This is a genomic window from Roseovarius sp. MBR-154, from assembly GCF_053628595.1.
In genome coordinates, this window is the sequence record NZ_JBRJGR010000008.1 from 94,037 (window position 1) to 114,853 (window position 20,817).

Annotated in this window: 20 protein-coding genes and 1 tRNA gene; 6 read left to right on the top strand and 15 right to left on the bottom strand. The window is 66.2% G+C overall.

Features of this window, described 5'->3' with window-relative positions:
* The first annotated feature begins 27 nt into the window (after positions 1 to 27).
* A complete protein-coding gene (locus ACSSV4_RS12100) occupies positions 28 to 1,161 on the top strand; it encodes a carboxylate-amine ligase (protein ID WP_454275492.1) in 1,134 nt (377 codons plus the stop codon).
* 12 nt (positions 1,162 to 1,173) lie between these two features.
* Here ACSSV4_RS12100 and folD read toward each other — a convergent pair whose 3' ends face one another.
* Positions 1,174 to 2,064 (bottom strand): bifunctional methylenetetrahydrofolate dehydrogenase/methenyltetrahydrofolate cyclohydrolase FolD, encoded by an 891-nt coding sequence (gene folD / locus ACSSV4_RS12105; RefSeq protein ID WP_454275422.1) that lies wholly within the window; start codon positions 2,062 to 2,064, stop codon positions 1,174 to 1,176.
* 67 nt (positions 2,065 to 2,131) lie between these two features.
* Complete coding sequence (locus ACSSV4_RS12110) at positions 2,132 to 3,808, bottom strand: formate--tetrahydrofolate ligase (protein WP_454275423.1); 1,677 nt, start codon at positions 3,806 to 3,808, stop codon at positions 2,132 to 2,134.
* A 320-nt stretch (positions 3,809 to 4,128) separates the two neighbouring features.
* Here ACSSV4_RS12110 and ACSSV4_RS12115 point away from each other — a divergent pair, with 320 nt between their 5' ends.
* Positions 4,129 to 4,902, top strand: coding sequence for a hypothetical protein (locus ACSSV4_RS12115; RefSeq protein WP_454275425.1), 774 nt, complete (start codon positions 4,129 to 4,131; stop codon positions 4,900 to 4,902).
* A 60-nt stretch (positions 4,903 to 4,962) separates the two neighbouring features.
* Here ACSSV4_RS12115 and ACSSV4_RS12120 read toward each other — a convergent pair whose 3' ends face one another.
* From ACSSV4_RS12120 to ybgC, 11 genes are all read right to left on the bottom strand, one after another.
* Positions 4,963 to 5,547, bottom strand: a complete 585-nt coding sequence (locus ACSSV4_RS12120; protein WP_454275427.1) for an MOSC domain-containing protein — start codon at positions 5,545 to 5,547, stop codon at positions 4,963 to 4,965.
* Positions 5,548 to 5,600: 53 nt separating this feature from the next.
* Positions 5,601 to 6,320, bottom strand: a complete 720-nt coding sequence (locus tag ACSSV4_RS12125; RefSeq protein WP_454275493.1) for a methyltransferase domain-containing protein — start codon at positions 6,318 to 6,320, stop codon at positions 5,601 to 5,603.
* A gap of 62 nt (positions 6,321 to 6,382) precedes the next feature.
* A complete protein-coding gene (gene ftsH, locus ACSSV4_RS12130) occupies positions 6,383 to 8,305 on the bottom strand; it encodes an ATP-dependent zinc metalloprotease FtsH (protein WP_454275429.1) in 1,923 nt (640 codons plus the stop codon).
* A 78-nt stretch (positions 8,306 to 8,383) separates the two neighbouring features.
* Complete coding sequence (gene tilS, locus ACSSV4_RS12135) at positions 8,384 to 9,637, bottom strand: tRNA lysidine(34) synthetase TilS (protein WP_454275430.1); 1,254 nt, start codon at positions 9,635 to 9,637, stop codon at positions 8,384 to 8,386.
* On the bottom strand, positions 9,634 to 10,473 hold the full coding sequence (gene ybgF / locus ACSSV4_RS12140) for a tol-pal system protein YbgF (protein WP_454275431.1): 840 nt from the start codon (positions 10,471 to 10,473) through the stop codon (positions 9,634 to 9,636). Before ybgF ends, tilS begins: the two co-directional genes overlap by 4 nt.
* Positions 10,474 to 10,493: 20 nt before the next feature.
* Entirely contained in the window at positions 10,494 to 11,009 is a 516-nt protein-coding gene (pal, locus tag ACSSV4_RS12145) for a peptidoglycan-associated lipoprotein Pal (protein WP_454275433.1), read from the bottom strand.
* Positions 11,010 to 11,086: 77 nt separating this feature from the next.
* Positions 11,087 to 12,412, bottom strand: coding sequence for a Tol-Pal system beta propeller repeat protein TolB (tolB, locus tag ACSSV4_RS12150; protein WP_454275434.1), 1,326 nt, complete (start codon positions 12,410 to 12,412; stop codon positions 11,087 to 11,089).
* A complete protein-coding gene (locus ACSSV4_RS12155) occupies positions 12,409 to 13,557 on the bottom strand; it encodes an energy transducer TonB (protein WP_454275436.1) in 1,149 nt (382 codons plus the stop codon). Before ACSSV4_RS12155 ends, tolB begins: the two co-directional genes overlap by 4 nt.
* Positions 13,558 to 13,570: 13 nt before the next feature.
* Positions 13,571 to 14,044, bottom strand: coding sequence for a protein TolR (gene tolR / locus ACSSV4_RS12160; protein WP_454275438.1), 474 nt, complete (start codon positions 14,042 to 14,044; stop codon positions 13,571 to 13,573).
* Positions 14,045 to 14,047: 3 nt separating this feature from the next.
* Complete coding sequence (tolQ, locus tag ACSSV4_RS12165; protein WP_454275439.1) at positions 14,048 to 14,743, bottom strand: protein TolQ; 696 nt, start codon at positions 14,741 to 14,743, stop codon at positions 14,048 to 14,050.
* 113 nt (positions 14,744 to 14,856) lie between these two features.
* Positions 14,857 to 15,246 (bottom strand): tol-pal system-associated acyl-CoA thioesterase, encoded by a 390-nt coding sequence (gene ybgC, locus ACSSV4_RS12170; protein WP_454275440.1) that lies wholly within the window; start codon positions 15,244 to 15,246, stop codon positions 14,857 to 14,859.
* A gap of 105 nt (positions 15,247 to 15,351) precedes the next feature.
* On the opposite strand from ybgC, the gene ACSSV4_RS12175 reads away from it, so the two are divergent.
* The gene (locus ACSSV4_RS12175; RefSeq protein ID WP_454275442.1) at positions 15,352 to 16,605 is read left to right on the top strand and encodes a DNA polymerase IV; all 1,254 of its coding nucleotides are present in this window, start codon (positions 15,352 to 15,354) and stop codon (positions 16,603 to 16,605) included.
* A 258-nt stretch (positions 16,606 to 16,863) separates the two neighbouring features.
* Here ACSSV4_RS12175 and ACSSV4_RS12180 read toward each other — a convergent pair whose 3' ends face one another.
* Positions 16,864 to 17,727, bottom strand: a complete 864-nt coding sequence (locus ACSSV4_RS12180; protein ID WP_454275444.1) for an N-formylglutamate amidohydrolase — start codon at positions 17,725 to 17,727, stop codon at positions 16,864 to 16,866.
* 145 nt (positions 17,728 to 17,872) lie between these two features.
* On the opposite strand from ACSSV4_RS12180, the gene ACSSV4_RS12185 reads away from it, so the two are divergent.
* From ACSSV4_RS12185 to ACSSV4_RS12195, 3 genes are all read left to right on the top strand, one after another.
* Positions 17,873 to 17,947: transfer RNA gene (locus tag ACSSV4_RS12185), tRNA-Val, on the top strand.
* A gap of 78 nt (positions 17,948 to 18,025) precedes the next feature.
* Positions 18,026 to 18,151 (top strand): type B 50S ribosomal protein L36, encoded by a 126-nt coding sequence (gene ykgO, locus ACSSV4_RS12190; RefSeq protein ID WP_050663377.1) that lies wholly within the window; start codon positions 18,026 to 18,028, stop codon positions 18,149 to 18,151.
* A 158-nt stretch (positions 18,152 to 18,309) separates the two neighbouring features.
* Positions 18,310 to 19,554 carry an NAD(P)/FAD-dependent oxidoreductase gene (locus ACSSV4_RS12195; protein WP_454275446.1) on the top strand — a complete coding sequence of 415 codons (1,245 nt, stop codon included), beginning with the start codon at positions 18,310 to 18,312 and terminating at the stop codon, positions 19,552 to 19,554.
* An 8-nt stretch (positions 19,555 to 19,562) separates the two neighbouring features.
* Here the strand turns inward: ACSSV4_RS12195 and ACSSV4_RS12200 are convergent, their stop codons facing one another.
* Positions 19,563 to 20,783 carry a phenylacetate--CoA ligase family protein gene (locus ACSSV4_RS12200; protein WP_454275448.1) on the bottom strand — a complete coding sequence of 407 codons (1,221 nt, stop codon included), beginning with the start codon at positions 20,781 to 20,783 and terminating at the stop codon, positions 19,563 to 19,565.
* Positions 20,784 to 20,817: the final 34 nt, after the last annotated feature.

The window sequence follows — 20,817 nt, forward strand, 5'->3', positions numbered from 1 at the left end:
ACCGATCACGGCGGGAGAGCGACGCGCATGGCCTATATCAGCCCCGAGTTCACCATCGGCGTAGAGGAGGAATATCTCCTCGTCGATCTCGACAGCCTCGCACTTGCCAATGCGCCCGAGGCCTTGATGACGGCCTGCGAGCAGGACTTGCAGGATCAGGTCAGCCCCGAATTCCTCAATTGCCAGATCGAGATCGGCACCCGCGTCTGCCGCACCATCGGCGAGGCGCGCGACGATCTCAAGCGCCTGCGCAGCACGGTCGCAAAACATGCCAAGGCGCATAATCTCGCCCCCATCGCCGCCTCGTGCCACCCGTTCTCCGACTGGCGCAGCCAGACCCATACCGACAAGCAGCGCTATAACGACTTGCAGCACGATCTCGCGGGCGTGGTGCGCCGCATGCTGATCTGCGGCATGCATGTGCATGTCGGCATCGAGCCGCCTGACCGGCGCATCGACCTGATGAATCAACTGAGCTATTTCCTGCCGCATCTGCTGGCGCTCAGCTGTTCATCGCCGTTCTGGCAGGGGCAGGATACCGGGCTCAGTTGCTACCGGCTCACCGTCTTCGACAACCTGCCCCGCACCGGCCCGCCGCCGCGCATGGAGAGCTTTGGCGAGTTCGACCGCTCGGTGCAGGCGCTGGTCGATCTGGGGGTGATCGAGGACGCCAGCAAGATCTGGTGGGATCTGCGCCCCTCGTCGCGCTTTCCGACGCTGGAATCGCGGATCTGCGACGTGCAGCCCCGGCTCGAGGATGCGCTGACGCTGGCAGCATTGACGCAATCGCTGGCGCGGATGCTGTGGCGGCTCGCGATCCACAATCAGCGCTGGCGGATCTATGACGGGTTTCTGGTCTCGGAAAACCGCTGGCGCGCGCAGCGTTACGGCACCAGCGAGGGGCTGATAGATTTTGGCCGCAACGAGATCGTGGACATGGCCACGCTGGTCGAGGAAATTCTCGACCTGATCGCCGAAGACGCGCAATTCTTCGACGCGGTGGCCGAGGTCGAGCACGCGCGCGACATGCTCGCGCGCGGCACCAGTTCAGAGCGGCAGCGCGCGGTCTTCATCGCCGCGCGCGACACCGGCCAGACCGAGGCCGAGGCGTTGCAATCTGTGGTGCGCCACCTGATCGAGGAGTATCACGCCGACCTCTAGCCCCCCAGCCGATCAGGCCGTCAGCCCCTCGGGTTCCGCCAGCCCGTTCGCGCGGCAGCAGGCGGTCACGGTATTGGCCAGCAGGCAGGCGATGGTCATCGGCCCCACCCCCCCCGGCACCGGCGTCACCGCACCCGCAACCGCTTGAACCGACTGGAAATCCACGTCGCCCACCAGCTTGACCTTGCCGTCCCGCTCGATCCGGTTGATGCCCACGTCGATCACCGTCGCCCCCGGCTTGATCCAGTCACCCGGCACCATCTCGGGGCGGCCCACGGCCGCCACCACGATATCGGCCCGGCGGACCACCTCAGGCAGATCCCTGGTGCGGCTATGCGCGATCGTCACGGTGCAGCTGTCACCCAGCAAAAGCTGCGCCATCGGCTTGCCCACGATATTCGAGCGGCCCAGCACCACGGCATCCATGCCGCTGAGATTGCCCAGCTTGTCGCGCAGCATCATCAGACAGCCCAAGGGCGTGCAGGGCACCATGCTCTTTTGCCCGGTGCCCAGCAGGCCCACGTTGGAAATATGAAAGCCGTCGACATCCTTGGCCGGGTCGATGCTGTTGATGACCAGATCGGAATCGAGATGCCCGGGCAGCGGCAACTGCACCAGAATGCCATGCACGGCAGGGTCGGTATTGAGCTGTTCGATCAACGCCAGCAGATCCGCCTCCGAGGTGTCCGGCTCGAGCTTGTGCTCGTAGGAGTTCATCCCCACCTCGACCGTCTGCTTGCCCTTGGATCGCACATAGACCTGGCTCGCCGGGTCCTCGCCCACCAGCACCACCGCAAGGCCCGGCGTGATCCCGTGCTCCTCCCTGAGCCGCGTCACGTGACCGGCCACCTTGTCGCGGATCGACGCGGCAAAGGCCTTGCCGTCGATGATATCTGCCGTCATGTCTTTCCCTTTCCTGACAACGGATCGACCCGCCCGGCGCGCACCGGGCAGGTCACCGCTTCCTGGCTCAGAACAAGCCTTCGATCTGGCCCGCATCGTTGAGGCGGATCGTCTCGGCCGCCGGTCTGCTGGGCAGTCCGGGCATGGTCATGATCTCACCGCAAACCACCACGATAAAGCCCGCACCGGCCGAAATCCGCACCTCGCGCACCGGCACCGAATGGCCCGTCGGCGCGCCGCGCCGGGTCGGGTCTGTGGTAAAGCTGTACTGGGTTTTCGCCATGCAGACCGGCAGATGGCCATAGCCCTGCTCTTCCCAATCCTTCAGCTGGTTGCGGATCTTCTGATCGGCCAGCACCTCGTCGGCGCGGTAGATGCGCTTGGCGATGGTCTCGATCTTTTCCATCAGCGGCATCTCGTCCGCGTAGAGCGGGGCGAAATTGCCGGTGCCGGCCTCGGCCATCTCGACCACCTTCCTGGCCAGCGGCTCCGAACCTTCCGAGCCCAGTTCCCAATGCCGCGACAGCACCGCCTCGGCACCGTGGCTGGCCACATAGTCCTTGACCGCCGCAACCTCGGCCTCGGTATCGGTGACGAAATGGTTGATCGCCACGACCACCGGCACGCCGAACGATTTGACGTTCTCGATATGCCGCCCGAGGTTCGGACAACCCGCCTTGACGGCATCCACGTTCTCCGCCCCCAGATCGGCCTTGGCCACGCCGCCATTCATCTTCATCGCGCGCACGGTCGCGACCAGCACCACGCAATCCGGCGCGAGCCCGGCCTTGCGGCACTTGATGTTCATGAATTTCTCGGCCCCGAGGTCTGCCCCAAACCCGGCTTCCGTCACCACATACTCGCTCAGCTTGAGCGCGGTGGTGGTCGCGATGACCGAGTTGCAGCCATGCGCGATATTGGCGAACGGCCCGCCATGCACGAAGGCCGGGTTGTTCTCCAGCGTCTGCACGAGGTTGGGCTGCATCGCATCCTTGAGGAGCACCGTCATCGCGCCCTCGGCCTTGATGTCGCGGCAGAACACCGGCGTCTTGTCGCGGCGATAGGCGACGATCATCGCGCCAAGCCGCTCTTCGAGATCCTTGAGATCGCGGGCCAGACACAGGATCGCCATGACCTCCGAGGCCACCGTGATGTCAAACCCGCCCTCGCGCGGAAAGCCGTTGGCGACGCCGCCAAGGCTCACGTTGACCTGACGAAGCGCCCGGTCGTTCATGTCCACGACCCGCCGCCACTGCACCCGGCGCACGTCGATATCAAGCTCGTTGCCCCAGTAGATATGGTTGTCGATCATCGCCGACAGCAGGCTGTGCGCGCTGGTGATGGCGTGGAAATCGCCGGTGAAATGCAGGTTCATGTCCTCCATCGGCACGACCTGCGCATAGCCACCGCCCGCGGCCCCGCCCTTCATGCCGAAATTCGGCCCCAGGCTCGCCTCGCGGATACAGACCGTGGCCTTCTTGCCAATCCGGTTCAGACCGTCGCCCAGACCCACGGTGGTGGTGGTCTTGCCCTCGCCCGCAGGCGTCGGGTTGATCGCGGTCACCAGGATCAGCTTGCCGCTCTTGTTGCCCTGAACCGAGTTGATGAACGCCTGGCTCACCTTGGCCTTGTCATGGCCGTAGGGCAGCAGGTGATCGCTGGAAATCCCCAGCTTTTCACCGATCTCCTGAATCGGGCGCTTCTGCGCCTCGCGTGCGATCTCGATATCGGATTTGTAGCTCATGATCGGTCCTTTTGCATTGCGCAGGGCAAGGGGTGGGTCTGAACCGGCTATATCCAGTTTGCGGCATCCCGCAGCATGCAAATCCGACACATCCCGCCCCGCTTGCGGCGGCATGTCGCGGCACGGTTTCACATCGGAAACAGCCCGCGCGGAGGCTCCGCCACGCCGCCGCGGACCCGGCTTTGGAACAGTTGTCGGCAGACGGCGTTGAATCCCTGTACGAGGGGGCGGCATCTGATCCGCGCGGCCTGACCGTGCGGCCCATGCCCTGCCCCTGAAACCGCCGATGCCGTCGGCACAGACCAAGGGAGAGCATTCCGATGAAACGCTTCTACGCAACGCTTCTTGCCAGCACGTCACTTCTTGTCGCAGCCCCGGCGCTCGCACAGTCAGAGGCCGAACCGGCGACGATCTGCCAGAACGCCTTCTACCCCGCCGACAAGGACAATGACGGGACGCTGACCAAGACCGAAATCAAGAACCACCGCGATGCGGTCTACGAACAGCTTGACGCCAACAAGGACGGCTCGATCGACCGCGAGGAATACGTCAACTGCGTCGGCGCCAAGGAATCGAAATCGGCGCAGGACATGCAGGAGGCCAGGAAAGATGGCCGCTTCACCGTCGGCAAGTGGAGCGACCTGAAGATCCCGCAGAAAGACCAGCTGAGTGCCCAGGAATTCGCCGAACTGGCCGAGCGCGCGTGGACCAACAAGGATACCGAGATGCAGGCCGCGCTGAGTTCCGGCCAGCAGGATGGCAGCCGCGAATCCTTCGCCAAGGCCGCAGTGGACCGCTTCCGCGCGTTTGATGCCGATGACGATGGAATTCTCACCAAGAGCGAATATGAGAATCATGTCGTGACAGAGGGCCGGTGGAGCGAAGAGGCCCTGAATGCCCGGTTCGACGACCTGGACGCCGACGGCTCAGGCGGTATTTCCCCGACAGAATTTCGCGGGGCCGGCACTTGGGCACCCCAGCCGGGGCAGGCTGACACGCAAGCCAGTGATACCGGAACAACCGAGAACGAAGGCGCTGACGCAGGCGGCACGGTCGCTGTGCCAGTCTTCTACTATTATATCGAAGTCCTCTGAATCCGAGGCGCTCTAGGGCCTGCGCATCGCCGCGTCGTGTCGTGGCGGTGCGCGGGCATGTCAGAGGTGCGGTCGCCAGTCGGGTTGGTCCGGAACATGCAACCTCAGCGTCTCCCCCAGCGCCAGTCGACCTTCACGCTCGACCCAGGCGGTCACGCCGCGCCGACCCTTTGCCGCCGCCTTGAACCGCCCGCCGGCCCCGGGCAAGTATGCGTCGATCACCTTGGCGGGCAGATGACAGGGGCGGTTTTCCATATCCACCACCAGCGTCACACCGTCCGGCCCCTGCAACCGCGACGCGGGCGGCAGATGGCTGAAATCCGGAATGCCCTCGATCACCAGCGACGCCCCGAGCCAGGCCGGCTCAATCCGCTCAACGCCCATCTTCTCGGCAATCTTGTCAAGCTCTTCGACCGACAGGATCGAGAACTGCCGCACGTTGCGGATCTCGGTGCCCTTGGGATGCTGCGCCACCACCCGGCTGCACGACGGGCGCGTCAGCCCGGCATGCTCTTCCCCCGCGATCCCGGCAAAACTGACGGCGACCTCGCTCAACCGCTCCGCCGCAAGGCTGCTCGCCCGGTCCGCGACGCGCCCGATCCAGGTGATCCGCCCCGCATAGTCCGTCGGTCTCAATGCCGGCATGCCCGCCCCCGCTTCATCTTGCCATAAATATCCATGCAACGGCGGCCACAGGCTCAGACCGTGAGGGTAAAGAACATCCGCCGGAACGGGAACAGCACGGTGCCATCGGCGCGCACCGGATAGGCGGTGTGCATCACCTCCTCGTATCGCCGGATGATATCGGCCTTCTCCTCCGCATCCAGCATCGCCAGCACCGGGCGCGCATAGGTGCTCTCGGTATAGCGGCGCACCGGATGGCTGCCCGGTTCGGCGGTCAGGCGCTGGTAGTAATCGGTTTCCCACAGGCGGAACTGCCCCAGGGGCGCCAGCAATTCCTCGTATTTCACCGGGGCCATGACACCGGGCGTACCCATCGTCTCGACCCGTCCGGGATAAAGCTCCTCGGCCAGCGTCAGCCAGACGCGGTGCGAGGGCGCCTTGTTCTGATGCGGCATCTGCACCGCGAGGGTGCCGCCCTTGCTCAGCATCGCGGCAAGCCGCGGCATCAGGCGTTCGTGATCTCCCACCCAATGCAGGGCCGCGTTGGAATAGATCAGCCCCGGCGCCTGTCGCGGGTGCCAGTCGGCGATATCGGCCTGCTGGATCGCGTCATAGGCCCCGCTGGCACGCGCCTTCTCCAGCATCGCGGGGCTGGCATCCACCCCCGTCAACCCGCGCCCGCTGGCGCGCGCGCGCAGCGCCTCGGCCATCACCCCGTTGCCGCAGCCCAGATCGACCACCTCCCCGGCCCCCATCTGCCCGACCGCATTCAGCAGGTCGAGCGCGGGGCGCAAACGCTGATCCCGGAACCTCGCATAGGCCCCGGGATTCCAGTCTGCTTTTGTCAGCGTCGCGCTCACGTCGAGGGCTCGGGCTCCAGCCCGCCCTTGCCCGACCCGGGCGAGGATTTGGGCTTGGTCTTGGGAATCGCGGTGACCGACGGTTTTGCCGCCTCTGCGGCCCCGCCATCGCCGTCACCGGCCTCGGGCGGCTCGCCGCGGATCACACGGCTGATCTCCTCTCCGGTCAGCGTCTCGTATTCGAGCAGACCCTCGGCCAGCCGCTCCCATTCGTCGCGACGCTCCTCGAGGATGCGTTTGGCGTTCTGATAGGCCTCGTCGATCAGGCGCTTCACCTCTTCCTCGATCAGTTCCTTGGTATGGGCCGAGATCGAAAAGCCACCCGCGCCGTTGCCCATGTAACCTTCATGCGCCTGCTCGTAATCGACATTGCCAACCTTGTCGGACATGCCCCAGCGCATCACCATCGCGCGCGCCAGCCCGCTGGCCTGCTGAATGTCGCCCGCCGGCCCGTTCGACACATCGCCCTCGCCGTATTTGAGGATCTCCGCCGCCTTGCCCGCCATGGTCATGGTCAGCTTCTGCTCGCATTCGGCCTTGTGCCAGTTCAGCCGGTCGATCTCCGGCAGGCTGACCACCATGCCCAGCGCGCCGCCGCGCGGGATGATCGTGGCCTTGTAGACCGGATCGCATTTCGGCAGGGCAAGACCCACCACCGCATGCCCGGCCTCGTGAAAGGCGGTCTTTTCCTTCTGGTCGTCGGTCAGCACCATCGAGCGGCGCTCGGCCCCCATCATCACCTTGTCCTTGGCATTCTCGAAATCGACCATGGTGACAAAGCGACGGCCGACGCGCGCCGCCATCAGCGCCGCCTCGTTGACGAGATTGGCAAGGTCCGCACCGGAAAAGCCGGGCGTGCCACGCGCGATCAGGCGCAGGTCCACATCGGGACCAAGCGGCGTCTTGCGGGCATGGACGTTGAGGATCTTCTCACGGCCCTTGATGTCGGGGTTGGGCACCGTCACCTGACGGTCGAACCGGCCGGGGCGCAGAAGCGCGGGGTCAAGCACATCCTTGCGGTTGGTCGCCGCGATGATGATCACGCCTTCATTGGCCTCGAACCCGTCCATTTCCACAAGCAACTGGTTCAGCGTCTGCTCGCGTTCGTCATTGCCACCGCCATAGCCCGCGCCACGATGGCGGCCCACGGCGTCAATCTCGTCGATGAAGACGATGCAGGGCGCGTTCTTCTTGGCCTGCTCGAACATGTCGCGCACACGGCTGGCACCGACCCCCACGAACATCTCGACAAAGTCCGAGCCGGAGATCGTGAAGAACGGCACACCGGCCTCGCCCGCGATGGCACGCGCCAGCAGCGTCTTGCCGGTGCCCGGCGGGCCCACCAGCAGCGCACCCTTGGGGATCTTGCCGCCCAGACGCGAAAATTTCTGCGGGTTGCGCAGGAACTCGACGATCTCTTCCAGCTCTTCCTTGGCCTCGTCGATGCCCGCCACGTCGTCAAAGGTGACACGGCCATGCTTCTCGGTCAGCATCTTGGCCTTGGACTTGCCAAAGCCCATGGCCCCGCCCTTGCCGCCGCCCTGCATGCGGTTCATGAAATAGATCCACACCCCGATCAGCAGCAGGAAGGGCAGCAGCGACACGAGGAAGGTCTGAAACCCGGATTGCTCCTGGCTCTCGGCCTTGACCGGAATGCCCTGGTCGATCAGCTGTTGCGTGATCTCGGCATCCTCGGGCCGGATGGTGGTGTAATCCTGCCCGTCGGCGCCGCGATAGCGCACCGTCTCGCCATCCAGCGTGACCTGGCTCACCGCGCCGTCGTCAACCGCCGCCACGAACTCGGAATAGGGGACAGAGCGGCTTTGCAGCGTGTTGCCCGAGCCACTGAACAGATTGAACAGCGCGAGGATCAACAGGAACAGAACCAGCCAGAAGGCGATATTTCTTGCGTTGCCCAAGAGTTTTCTCCCAAAAATCGGTTGCCCGGCTCATAGCACGGGGCGCACCGGTCTAAAATAGACATCACGCCCCCATGTTCAATGAGATAATAACGCGGCGTGATAATGCTCCGCGTCGCGGGCAAGGTGGCAGGCATATCCATCGGGCCGTCCCGCCAGCGGCGCGGCCAGCAATTCCGGCCCGCGCCAGAGCGCCGGGCTCGCCATGGCGGCCCCATGCGGCAGCCCGCCCGCGCGCCACTCGGGACAGGCGCGCAGTCCTTCGGGGCCAAGTGCCGCAACCTCCGCCCCCGCCACCTCCGGCCCGTCGATGCGCCAGCGCCCGTCCCAGACCTGCCCCTGCGGGACGCGCAGCCCGGCCACCGTATTATATTCCCGCCCGATGCGCAGCGCCTCGCCCTGCGCCTGCATGTAACAGCCTTGCAGGGTCATCGCCTCGCCCCCCCGCGCCGCCGCCAGAAACTGCGTCATGGCGGGCCCGCGCGGCGGATACTCCGCCCCGTTGATCCAGCGCAGCGCGGTCTGAAGGATGCGCCGCGCCGCCTCGTCCGGCATCGCCTGCACCGCGGCGCGCGCGATCAGCACATCGCCCGCCTCGATCCGCACATGCGTCTGCGCCAAGGCATGCGCGTGATGATACAGCGCCGCGCGCACCCCGGCCATTTTCCGCGCCGCTGCGGCCAACGTTGCCGTGTCGATGCCGAGCGGGGCCAGCGCGCCCAGCGCGGCACGGGTGCGCGCGCGCTCATAGGCAGTGTCGCTGTTGGTCGGGTCCTCTAGCCAGGTCACACCGCGAGCGCGCAGTAATTCCCTGAGATGCTCGCGTCGGAGCGCGAGCAGAGGGCGATGAAAGGTCACACCGGCTTGCGACCAACGATCCCGCATCGCCGCCAGCCCGTCCACCCCGGCGCCGCGCGCCAGCCGCATCAGGAAGGTCTCGGCCAGATCATCCTCGGTATGGCCCACGGCAATATCCGCGATGTCCTGATCCCGCGCCCACTCGGCCAGCAGCGCATAGCGCGCGCGCCGGGCGCGGTCGGCCATGTTGCCTGCGCCGTCCCAGCCCCGCCATGCCAGTGTGTCATGGACGATCCCCAGCCCCGAACAAAGCCGCGCGACCTCTGCCGCCTCCGCCGCGGCCCCGGCCCGCAGCCCGTGATCGACCGTCGCCGCCCGTACATCCGGGCCGCCATCGCGCTGCCAGTCATGCAGCAGGTATAACAAGGCAAGGGAATCACTGCCGCCCGACACGGCCACGCCGATCACCCCCGGCAGAGGGGGCGCGAAATGGCGCTTGAGGCTGTAAAGACTGTCCGACCCGTCCGTCGTCACGAACAGCCGAGCCGGTTGATTTCCGCCTGCGCGTCCGACACCACCGCCGCATCGGGATAGCGCGCGCCAACCTGCCCGAGCGTCACGCAGGCCTCCTCGGTCTGGCCAAGCTGCCCTAGCGCACGGCCCAGACGAAACAGCGCCTCGGCTGCATCCTCGCCACCGGGGGCCGCGCTGAAGGTCTCCAGATAGGCCCGCGCGGCATCGCTCTTGCGGCCCGCGCCATCCAGCGCCTCCCCCCGCAAAAGCCCCGCCCGCCCGCTCAGCGGACTACCGGGATAGGCCTGTCGAAAGGCCGCGAACTGCTCTGCCGCCGCCGCGTACTCGCCCGCGTCCAGCGCCGCCCGCGCGCGCTCGAAATCGTCGCGCTCGCCCACGGCAAGCTGCGGGCCACCGTCGTCGCTGCCCTCGTCGGGCGCGGCGGCAATCGCCCCGCCGCTGCCCGTGGCAGGCGCCACTCCACCCAGCGTATCACCCGGCTCTAGCCCGGAAATATCGCAATCGGGCTCCAGTTCACACAGCCGGAATTCCAGATCGCCGACCCGGTTGGTGCCGTCGCTCACCACCCGGTCGATGCGGAATTCAAGCTCCTCGGTCTTGGCGGTCAGGCGCTGCACCTCGCTCTCGATGGCGTTCACCCGGTCGAGGATCGAGCCACCGCTCGATAGCTGTCCAGCCCCGCCCGTGGTGCTCAGCTCGCGCCGCAGCTTCTTGAGCTCGACAAACAGCACCGACAGCTCCTGCCGGATATCGGCCAGCGTCTCGGTATTCTGCGCCCCCGCCCCGGCGGGGGCGAGGGCAAGCGTGAGCGCGAGTGTTACAGCAAGATAGCGCATATGGCCCTCCCGAGGTCGGATCAGCTACCCAGACCGGCGGCAAGCACCGTCACGGCGCGGCGGTTTTTCGCGTAACAGCTCTCGGCGCTGCAAATCTCGATCGGGCGCTCCTTGCCGTAGCTCACGACCTTGAGACGGTTCGACGCGACGCCTTGGCTGACCAGATATTCCTGCACGGCATTGGCCCGGCGCGCGCCCAGCGCGAGGTTGTATTCCCGCGTGCCCTGTTCATCGGCATGGCCCTCGATCGTCGCGATGTAATCGGAATTGGTCATCAACCAGTTCGCCTGCCCGTCCAGCGTCGCCTGTGCTTCGTTGCTCAGGGTGGATTGATCGACCGCAAAGAGAACCCGGTCGCCGATCGCCTGTTGAAAATAAGCCGGCGATCTCGGGTCCTGCGCCGAGCCCGACAGGCCCGCGCCTGCGCCCGCGCCATCAAGGCCGGCGGAATTCTGGTCTTCAAACCGGTCGGGATTGGTACAGGCGGCCAGCGCCAGCCCCGCACACAGGATCAGTGTCTTGCTCAGATAGGTCATTCTTGCCCCATTCGTTTCATGGCCTCGGGTCTTGTTTACCACAGCCCGCGCCCCAAGGAAACGCAGGCCGTGCATCGTCAGTCCTGAAGCGGCGACCAGGCCGGGTCGCTCGCGCCGCCGCTGGTCTGCACCTGCTTGAGGTTGCGGCCCGAGATATCGACGGAATAAAGCCGCGACTGCCCCTGCGCGCCTTGGGTTTCGCGGGTGAACATGATCACCCGGCCGTTCGGGGCCCATGTCGGCCCCTCATCGAGGAACGAGGCGGTCAGCAACCGCTCTTCGCTGCCATCCACGCGCATCACGCCGATATGAAAGCGGCCCTTGGATTGCTTGGTAAAGGCGATCAGATCACCGCGCGGCGACCACACCGGCGTGCCATAGCGGCCCTGCCCGAAGCTGATGCGCTGCGCATCGCCGCCGCCTGCGGACATGATATAAAGCTGCGGCGTGCCCGAGCGGTCGCTCTCGAACACGATCTGACGGCCATCCGGGCTATAGCTGGGGGCGGTCTCGATCGAGGGCGCAGTGGTCAGCCGCGTGCTCTCCCCCGTGCCGATATCCATGCGGTAAAGATCGGTATTGCCGCCCTGCGAGATGGAATAGACCACCGTGCGCCCATCCGGCGCGAAACGCGGCGCGAAACTCATCGTGCCATCCATCGTCGGCAGCACACGGCGGCCCACATTGGCCACGTCGAGCACATAGATGCGCGGAAAGCCCGACTCGTAGCTGGTATAAAGCACCCGGTCGCCGGTGGGCGAAAAGCGCGGTGCAAGGACGAGGCTGGAACTGTCGGTCAGATACTGCACATTCGCGCCGTCGTAATCCATGATCGCCAGCCGCTTGGCGCGCTGATCCTTGGGGCCGCTCTCGGCCACATAGACCACCCGACTGTCGAAATACCCGCCCTCGCCGGTGATCCGGGAATAGACCTGATCGGCCACCTTATGCGCGATCCGCCGCCAGCCGTCCCGCGTGCCCACGAATTGCAGCCCGTTGCCCAGCTCCTGACCCGCAAAGACATCATAGATGCGGAACTTCACCACCAGCCGACCCGAGCTCTCGACGCTGACCGCACCGGTGATCAGCGCCTGCGCCTTGACCGCGCGCCAGTCGGCATACTGCACCGGGCTCTGAAAGCTGGTGATCCGACTGATATGCGCCTCCGCCGGTATTTCCCGGAACAGACCCGTGCCGCTCAGATCCGAGGCGATGACGCGTGCCAGATTGCGCCCCATCTCGGAGGCCTCGGCGCTCTCTCCCACGAAATCGGGCACTGCATAGGGCATCGGCTCGATCACACCCTCGGTGATCTCGATCCGAAGCGGGCCGCCATCCTGCGCAAGGGCGGGCACCGCCCAAAGCATCAGCGCCGCAAGGAGGCTCATCATATACCGCATCATTTGATCCTCATTTTCTCCGGATTGAATGTCATCTCGATATCACGCCAGTGATCGTATTTCTCGACCGGCAGATCAAACCCGTCATTCCCACAGCGGATGATCGCCCTCCGGGCGGCCTCGAACGCCTGTTTCGCCGCCGCATCGCCACCGCCCGAGGCACTCAGCATCCGGATGGTGCCGATCTCGGGCGTGCCATTCTCCGCCATTTTCACGCCCACCACAACCGTTGTGCCCAGCGCCTCGGAGCTCAGGCTGCCGACGTTCCAGCAGCGCTGCACGGCGACGCGCAGCGCGTCCTTCTCGCCCCCCGTCAGCGGCGGGCCGCTCGGGGCCTCGGTGCTTTGCTGCGCCTGCCCCAGGGCCGCCGCGAGGGCGTCGTTGACGGCGCTCTGATCGGTCGCGGGGGTTTCAGGCTTGGGCTTGGTGTCGGGCTGGGCCTCTGGCTTGGCGGGGGCCTCGGGTTTGACAGGGGCCTCGGCGGTCGCCGCCGGGCGCGCCGGACGCGACCGGGGCCGGACCGAGGCCGAGGGCGCGGCCTGCGCCGGTTCCTCGGCCTCGGTCACGATCTCGGTCGCGGCCTCTTCCGGTGCCGTGGCCTCCGACGGCTCCTCAACGGTCTCGGCGCCCTCGTCGGGTGTCACCTCGGGGCTTGCCACGTCATCCACGCGCACATCCGGCTCGGGGCGCTCCACCGCTTCGGGGGCGACGCGCGGCGCCGGGCGCGGCTGCGGGCGGGGCGAGACCTCGGGCACCATCACAGCCATATCCTCCTGCGGAACCTCCATCACCGGGGGCGCATCCTCGACCTCGGCGGGCGCGGGCGGCGTGATTTGCGACACATCCGGCGCGGGATCGGGCGGCGAGGCCTCATTGGCATCGGGCTGTGCCGCTTCGGGCGGCGTATCGGCCTCGGAACTCAGGCTCGGTGCCGCCTCGCCGGGTGCCGGCGGCTCCGGCGTGTCGACATCGGCCACCGCCTCCGGTGCGCGCTCCCGGTCCATGATGACCGCGAATTCCTCTTCGGAAATGGCCGTCGCCTGCACCACCTCGAAAGGCGGCGGCGCGGATTGGAACACACCTCCGATGAGGGCCCATCCGATCAATGCCAGATGACCCGCCCCCGATATGATCTGCCCGGTATTCACACCAGCCGCGCCCCTAGCCGCCCTGCCCGTCAAGCGCGGGCCCGCCAGCTTCCGTCACCAGCCCGATATTGCCGAAACCGCCGCGATTGAGCGCGCCCATCACCTGCATCACGTCGGAATAGGGCACTGCACCATCGGCCCGCAGAAACACCCGCGTGCTGTCACGCTCGGTCGCGATGGCGCGCAGCCGCGCCACCAGATCGCCGCGCGGCACCTCGGTGGTCTGGATCATCACCGTGCCATCCGCCGTGACCGTCACCGTCAGCGGCTCTTCATCCTCGCCCGGCAGCGAATTGGCGGCGGTCTTGGGCAATTCCACCGGCACGCCCACCACCATCAGCGGGGCGGCCACCATGAAGATGATCAACAGCACCAGCATCACGTCGACAAACGGCGTGACGTTGATCTCGGCCATCGGCCGCGAGCGTCCCCGCCCGCGCCTGCGCCGCCCCTGACCGCCGGATTTCTGAACGACCCCCGCCCCCATGGCCTAGCTGTCCAGCTGACGGCTGAGGATGGTGGCAAACTCGTCGGCAAAGGCCTCATAGCTGGCCACGATCCGGTCGGCATCCGCACTCAGCTTGTTGTAGAAGATCACCGCCGGAATCGCCGCGAGCAGGCCCAGACCGGTCGCCAGCAGCGCCTCGGCGATGCCCGGCGCCACCACGGCCAGATTGGTGTTCTGCTGCTCGGCGATATTGATAAAGGAATGCATGATCCCCCAGACCGTGCCAAAGAGCCCGATGAACGGTGCGGTGGACCCTACTGTCGCCAGCACCTGCAAGCCGCTTTGCAGGCTCTCGGATTCCTTGGCGATGGCCACATCCATGCTGCGGTCGATCCGCGCCGTAGCTCCGGGGATCAGCGCGCCATCGGTGCGGTGACTGCGCCGCCATTCCATCATGCCCGCCGCGAAAATCCGCTCGAAATGCCCGGCAGGCTCCGGCCCGATCTCGTCAAAGAGGCCATCGAGCGGCTCACCCGACCAGAACCGCCGGTCGAAGTTTTCGGCCTCGCGCCGGGCCTTGCGATATGTAATGAGTTTCTGGATGATGATCGACCAGGCCCAGAACGAGGCCACGATCAGCAACAACATCACGAGTTTCACAACGAGGGTGGAGCGCGCGAACAACGCCCACATGGAGAAATCCATCTCCTGTGCCAATGCCAGGGTTTCTGCTTCCATCTGCCTGCTCTTTATAGGTTTGGCCGGTTTACCCGCCTTATTGCGGGAGAACCTACCCTATTTCCAGAGGGAAAGCCAACATATCCCGATCAAAACAGGCGTGAAAGCCCCGATCAGTGAAGTTGCAGGCGGATATTCGCCGGAAGCCGCGCCGGCTGCCCCGCCTCGGTCACGCAGACCACCGTCACCAGCGCCTGAAACAGCCGCACGGTTCCGCGCATCACCACCTGTTCCATCACCAGCCGCGCGCCGGTCACCTGCACCGTGCTCGTCTCGACCTCGAGCGCGTCGTCGAACTTCGCTGGCCCCAGATAATCCGCCTCGATGCGGCGCACGGCAAAGATCACCCCGTCGCGCTCGCGCATCGCGTTCTGGTCTACCCCCAGATCGCGCACCCAGGCGCTGCGGGCGCGCTCGATGAACTTGAGGTAATTGGCGTGATAGACGATACCGCCCATATCGGTATCCTCGTAATAGACGCGGACGGGGAAACGGTGGGTCATGGCGGGCGCTCCTTGGTCGCGCGGACCCTAGGCCGCGCATCCAGGACTGACAAGCATCATCAAATGGCTGCCAAGCCGACCGAACTGAGATATCCTGTCCCCATCATGCCCAGCCTCTGCCGCGATTGCCTGACCCGATTCGACGCTGCCCGCCGCTGCCCCGCCTGCGGCAGCCCGCGCATCGTGGCGCATCCCGAACTCTGGGATCTGTCGATCGCGCATATGGATTGCGACGCCTTCTATGCCAGCGTCGAGAAACGCGACAACCCGGATCTCGCCGACAAGCCGCTGATCATCGGCGGCGGGCGACGCGGCGTGGTCTCGACCGCCTGTTACATCGCCCGCATTCGCGGTGTGCGCTCGGCCATGCCGATGTTCCAGGCGCTGCGGCTCTGCCCCGAGGCGGTGGTGATCCGCCCCCGGATGGAGGTCTATGCGGAGGTATCGCGCGCCATCCGCGCGATGATGCTCGACCTCACGCCCGCGGTGGAACCGCTCTCGCTCGACGAGGCGTTTCTAGATCTCACCGGCACCGCGCGGCTGCACGGCGCGCCGCCTGCCGTGATGCTCGCCCGTCTCGTGCGGCGGATGCGCGATGAGTTGGGGCTGACCGGCTCCATCGGCCTCAGCCATAACAAGTTTCTCGCCAAAATCGCCTCGGATCTCGACAAACCGCAGGGTTTTTCGGTGATCGGCGCGGGGGAAACGGATGATTTCCTGCGCGACAAGCCCGTGAGCCTGATCTGGGGCGTCGGCCAATCGACCTTGAAGGCACTGAACGGCGCGGGCATCCATAGCTTCGCCGATCTGCTGCGGTGGGAACAGCGCGACCTGATCGCGCGCTTCGGGTCAATGGGCGACCGGCTCTGGCATCTCGCGCGCGGGCAGGACCGCCGCCGCGTCGCCGCCAACGCGCCGGTCAAGTCGATCTCCAACGAGACCACGTTTTCCGACGACACCGCCGATCTCGACCTGCTCGACGGGCATCTTTGGCGGCTGTCGGAAAAAGTCGCGGACCGCGCCAAGGCCAAGGGCATCGCGGGCCGCGTCGCCACGCTCAAGCTCAAGCGCGCGGATCACTCCCTGCTGACCCGCCGCCAGAGCCTGAGGGACGCGACGCAAATGGCAGACACGCTCTATCGCGCGGCGCGCGCGCTGATGGATCAGGTGCCGCAGGGTGCGGCCTACCGGCTCATTGGCGTGGGGCTGTCCGATCTCGTGCCAGAGGACGGCGCCGACCGCTCCGGCGACCTGCTCGACCCGCAAGCCGCCCGCCGCGCCGGGGCGGAACGCGCCACGGATGCAATCCGCTCGAAATTCGGACCGGACGCGATCCTGAAAGGGCGGGCGTTGCGGTAAGGCCGGTGAGTGGCTTTTGGCCTGTTGCGTTCCTTGGCCTCTAGCACCAATGCGCGGAATCGAGGTGCCGCAGGCACCGCCGCGCAGCGCCCGACCGCCCCCCGGGCGGGCGCTTTTGCCACGTATCAAGTAATTGAAAACGCGGAAGTATTGGGCTGATATAAAGTGCCTTCCGGAAAGGGTGCCGCGCCCACCCGCGGTCGGGCACCGCACGGCTCATCCTTGAATCCGCCAAGGTCCGCTTCAGGCCAAAGAGCCCTACTCCGCCGCCAGCGGCACTGCGTCCGAACGCCCGATATCCGCGATCTCGCGCACCACGTCGCGCATCAGCCTCCGGAACGCCTCGAAATTGCCGTTCGGCCGAATCAGCCGCTCGTTCATATAGAGCGCCCGGTCGATCTCGATCTGCACCGCATGCCGCCCGCGCGACGGGCGTCCATAGGCCTGCGTGATATAGGCCCCCGCAAAGGGCGTGTTGCGCGTCACCACCAGCCCCGCCCGCCTGAACACCTCTTCGATCCGGTCCACCACCGCGCCATCGGCAGCGGCCCCGAACCGGTCGCCCAGAACGATCTCGGGACGGCGCACACCGCGCCGCGCGACCGCATCCATCGCCTCATGCGGCATCGAATGGCAATCCACCAGAATCGCCTCGCCGAACATCAGCTCTGCCTGATCGAGCTGCCCCTGCAACGCGATATGATAGGGCCGCCAATAGGTTTCGATCCGGTGCCGTGCCTCGGCCATGCTCAGCTTGCCGGAATAGATCGCCTGCCCGTTCGCCACCACCCGGGGAATCACCCCCAGCCCCGAGGCCACGCGCGGATTGTGCCCCTGCCGGCTCACCCCCTCGATCAGCGCCGGATCAAGCTCATCGGCGCTGCGGTTGAGATCGACATAGGCGCGCGGCGCGCCCGCCTTGATGAACGGCGCCCCCGCGCGCGGCGCACAATCAAACAACTGATCGACAAACGCATCCTCGGACGAGCGCACGGAATGCTCGTTCAGCGCGGTGCGCCGCAGGAACGTCCAAGGGTAATCCCGCCCGCTATGGGGCGAGGCGAACACCACCGATGTGGTGCGCCGTTCGGGATGGATCAGATGATAGGCGGCCTTCGGCATTCACGCTCCTCTTGAAAGTCATAATAGACCGAAATTGCGCATCTAAAAGCCCTTGATCCCCTCTTCGACTCCTTTTATAGACCAGCGAACCGGCGCGGGCTTCCGCGCCCTCTTCGTTAGGGCGCAAGGTTCGGCTGGCATTCATGGGCGATTAGCTCAGCGGTAGAGCACTTCGTTGACATCGAAGGGGTCACAAGTTCGAACCTTGTATCGCCCACCATGAATTCACTGTTTCGCACTCCGCGAGACACCCGTAACCCAAGGCGCTGGCCCGCGCCACGACAGACAGGAGACGACCATGAAGGTTCGTAATTCGCTGCGTTCGCTCAAGAACCGGCATCGCGATTGCCGTGTCGTGCGCCGCAAAGGCCGCGTCTACGTCATCAACAAGTCGCAGCCCCGGTTCAAGGCCCGCCAGGGCTGACCCCGGCACCCGGTGCAACCGCACCCGGCAGACATCGAAACCCCGCCCCCAACCTGGGCGGGGTTTTTCTTTGCCACGCCCTCCACATGCCCTTGCCGCGCGCCGCGCGCTGCGCTTAGGTGGCGGCGAACCCGCGACCCACACGCCAGAGGCCAGCCGTGACCACCCCCCAGAACATCATCGTCATCGGGGCCGGCATCTGCGGCCTCAGCTCCGCCATCTGGCTGCGCCGCGCGGGCCACGAGGTCACGCTGGTGGACCGCGACTATCCCGGCGCGGGGGCGTCGCAGGGCAATGCCGGGCTGCTCGCGCAATGGGCCATCGTGCCGGTCAACACCCCCGATCTCATTCCCACCGCGATCAAATACCTCAGCAACCCGCGCTCACCGCTGTTCCTGCAATGGTCCTACCTGCCGCGCCTCCTGCCATGGCTTTGGCAGTTCACCCGCAACGCCACGCCCGAGGGAACCCGCCGCATGGTCGAGGGGTTGATCCCCATCATCGGCGACAGCGTTGACCAGCACCGCGCGCTGGTGCGCGGCACGCCGGCCGAAAAATGGCTCGCCACCAGCGATTTCGCCTATGCCTATCCCAGCCGCGCCGCGTTCGACGCCGACAGCTATGGGTGGAAGATGAAGCGCGCTGCCGGGCATATCCCCGAACTGATCGAAGGCGCCGCCGTGCAGGAGGTCGAGCCGATGCTCGGCCCCGCCACCCAATGCCTCGCCCTGCTCAAGGGCCACGGCCATATCCGCGACCCGCTCGCCTACATGGCCGATCTCGCCCAGGTTCTGCAATCCGAGGGCGGCCAGTACCGCCGCGCCGAGGTCCGCGACATCACCCTCGCGGGCGGTCGCATCACCGGCGTGGTGACGGATCAGGGCGCGCTGCCCTGCGATACCGCCGTGTTGGCGGCGGGCATCTGGTCGAAACCGCTGATGCGCAAACTCGGCCTCAAGGTGCCGCTCGAGGCCGAACGCGGCTATCACCTGCATTTCCAAAACCCCTCGCAGATGCCGCGCCACCCGCTGATGATCTCGACCGGCAAATTCGCGGTCAACCCGATGGCCCACGGGCTGCGCTGCGCAGGCACGGTGGAACTGGGCGGCATCACCAAGGGGCCATCGCGCGCGCCGCTCGATCTCATCCGCCGCATCTCGGCGCAGGTCTTCCCGGGTCTCACCTATGACAGCGTCGAGGAATGGATGGGCTTTCGCCCCTCAACCCCGGACAGCCTGCCGCTGATCGGCGAAATAGGCCAGACCGGCGTGCACGCCGCCTTTGGCCACCAGCATATCGGCCTGACAGCAGGGCCCAAGACCGGGCGGCTCATTGCCGACATGATCGCCGGACGCCGCCCCAATATCGACCTCGCCCCCTATGACGCCAACCGCTTCTCGTAAGGCACCCCTCACTCGTAGCTGCGCAGATCCTCGATCACCTTGCCGTCATTGGGCAGGCTGCCCGGCGGCACCACCTCGATCCGCCCCTTGAGCTTGAGCACCTCACGCACCGCCCCGGCATACTGATCGGCCTCGCCGCCGGTGGCCTCGATCCGCACGGTCATCACATCCGCCTCACCCTCGCGGCTGGCAATCACGCGGGCGCGTGAAATCGTATCATGCCGCGCCACCAGGGCCGCCACCTGTTCGGGGCGCACGAACATGCCCTTGATCTTGGTGGTCTGATCGGCACGGCCCATCCAGCCCTTGATGCGCATGTTGGTGCGCCCGCAGGGGCTTTCCCCCTCCATCACCGCGCTGAGATCGCCGGTGGCAAACCGAATGAGCGGATAGTCGGGGTTGAGCGTGGTCACCACCACCTCGCCCACCTCGCCGGGGGCGACCGGATTGCCGGTGCCGGGGGTCACGATCTCGACGATCACACCCTCGTCGACGATCATGCCCTCCTGCGCCGCACTCTCATAGGCGATATTGCCCAGATCGGCGGTGGCATAGCATTGCAGGCACTGAATGCCACGCTCCGCATATTCCGCGCGCAAAGACGGGAAGAGCGCACCACCCCCCACCGCCGCCTTGGTGATCTTCAGCGGCAGCCCCATCTCCTCGGCCTTGTCGAGAATGACCTTGAGGTAATCGGGTGTGCCCGCATAGGCGGTAACGCCCACGTCATGCGCGGCCCGCGCCTGCAACTCGGTCTGGCCGGTGCCCGCGGGCAGCACCGCCGCCCCCACCGCCCGCGCGCCGTTCTCGAATATCATCCCGGCAGGCGTCAGGTGATAGCCAAAGCAATTCTGCACGATATCGCCCCGCCCCACGCCACAGGCATGCAGAAACCGGCCCATGCGCCACCAGTCATGGCTCACCCCGCCCGGCTCATAGATCGGGCCGGGGGATTGAAAAATATGGGCGAATCCTGCGGCAGGCAGACCGGTCAGCCCGCCAAACGGGGCCGCCGCGCCCTGCGCCCGCCCCAGATCGGATTTGCGCAACACCGGCAACACCGAGAGCGCCGCCGCATCCGTGATCCGCTGCGCCTCCACCCCGTCCAGGGCCCCGCCATAACCCGGCAAGCCTTGCGCCCGCGCGATCTGCGCAGGCAGGTCGCGGGCCAGCGCCTCGGCGCGCTCCACCGCGCTGCGGGTCTCTTGGGCGTCGAAATAGTCGGTCATGCCATCATCCTCTGGCGTCGGTCTCGGGAAATGC

What these genes read in the sequence shown, in the direction of transcription:
- ybgF (WP_454275431.1), bottom strand. Translation starts at nt 10,473, where the DNA reads ATGCGCTATCTTGCTGTAACACTCGCGCTCACGCTTGCCCTCGCCCCC.
- ACSSV4_RS12120 (WP_454275427.1), bottom strand. Translation starts at nt 5,547, where the DNA reads ATGCCGGCATTGAGACCGACGGACTATGCGGGGCGGATCACCTGGATC.
- folD (WP_454275422.1), bottom strand. Translation starts at nt 2,064, where the DNA reads ATGACGGCAGATATCATCGACGGCAAGGCCTTTGCCGCGTCGATCCGC.
- ACSSV4_RS12175 (WP_454275442.1), top strand. Translation starts at nt 15,352, where the DNA reads ATGCCCAGCCTCTGCCGCGATTGCCTGACCCGATTCGACGCTGCCCGC.
- ACSSV4_RS12110 (WP_454275423.1), bottom strand. Translation starts at nt 3,808, where the DNA reads ATGAGCTACAAATCCGATATCGAGATCGCACGCGAGGCGCAGAAGCGC.
- ACSSV4_RS12115 (WP_454275425.1), top strand. Translation starts at nt 4,129, where the DNA reads ATGAAACGCTTCTACGCAACGCTTCTTGCCAGCACGTCACTTCTTGTC.
- ACSSV4_RS12100 (WP_454275492.1), top strand. Translation starts at nt 28, where the DNA reads ATGGCCTATATCAGCCCCGAGTTCACCATCGGCGTAGAGGAGGAATAT.
- tolQ (WP_454275439.1), bottom strand. Translation starts at nt 14,743, where the DNA reads ATGGAAGCAGAAACCCTGGCATTGGCACAGGAGATGGATTTCTCCATG.
- ykgO (WP_050663377.1), top strand. Translation starts at nt 18,026, where the DNA reads ATGAAGGTTCGTAATTCGCTGCGTTCGCTCAAGAACCGGCATCGCGAT.
- tolR (WP_454275438.1), bottom strand. Translation starts at nt 14,044, where the DNA reads ATGGGGGCGGGGGTCGTTCAGAAATCCGGCGGTCAGGGGCGGCGCAGG.
- ACSSV4_RS12180 (WP_454275444.1), bottom strand. Translation starts at nt 17,727, where the DNA reads ATGCCGAAGGCCGCCTATCATCTGATCCATCCCGAACGGCGCACCACA.
- tolB (WP_454275434.1), bottom strand. Translation starts at nt 12,412, where the DNA reads ATGATGCGGTATATGATGAGCCTCCTTGCGGCGCTGATGCTTTGGGCG.
- pal (WP_454275433.1), bottom strand. Translation starts at nt 11,009, where the DNA reads ATGACCTATCTGAGCAAGACACTGATCCTGTGTGCGGGGCTGGCGCTG.
- ybgC (WP_454275440.1), bottom strand. Translation starts at nt 15,246, where the DNA reads ATGACCCACCGTTTCCCCGTCCGCGTCTATTACGAGGATACCGATATG.
- ACSSV4_RS12200 (WP_454275448.1), bottom strand. Translation starts at nt 20,783, where the DNA reads ATGACCGACTATTTCGACGCCCAAGAGACCCGCAGCGCGGTGGAGCGC.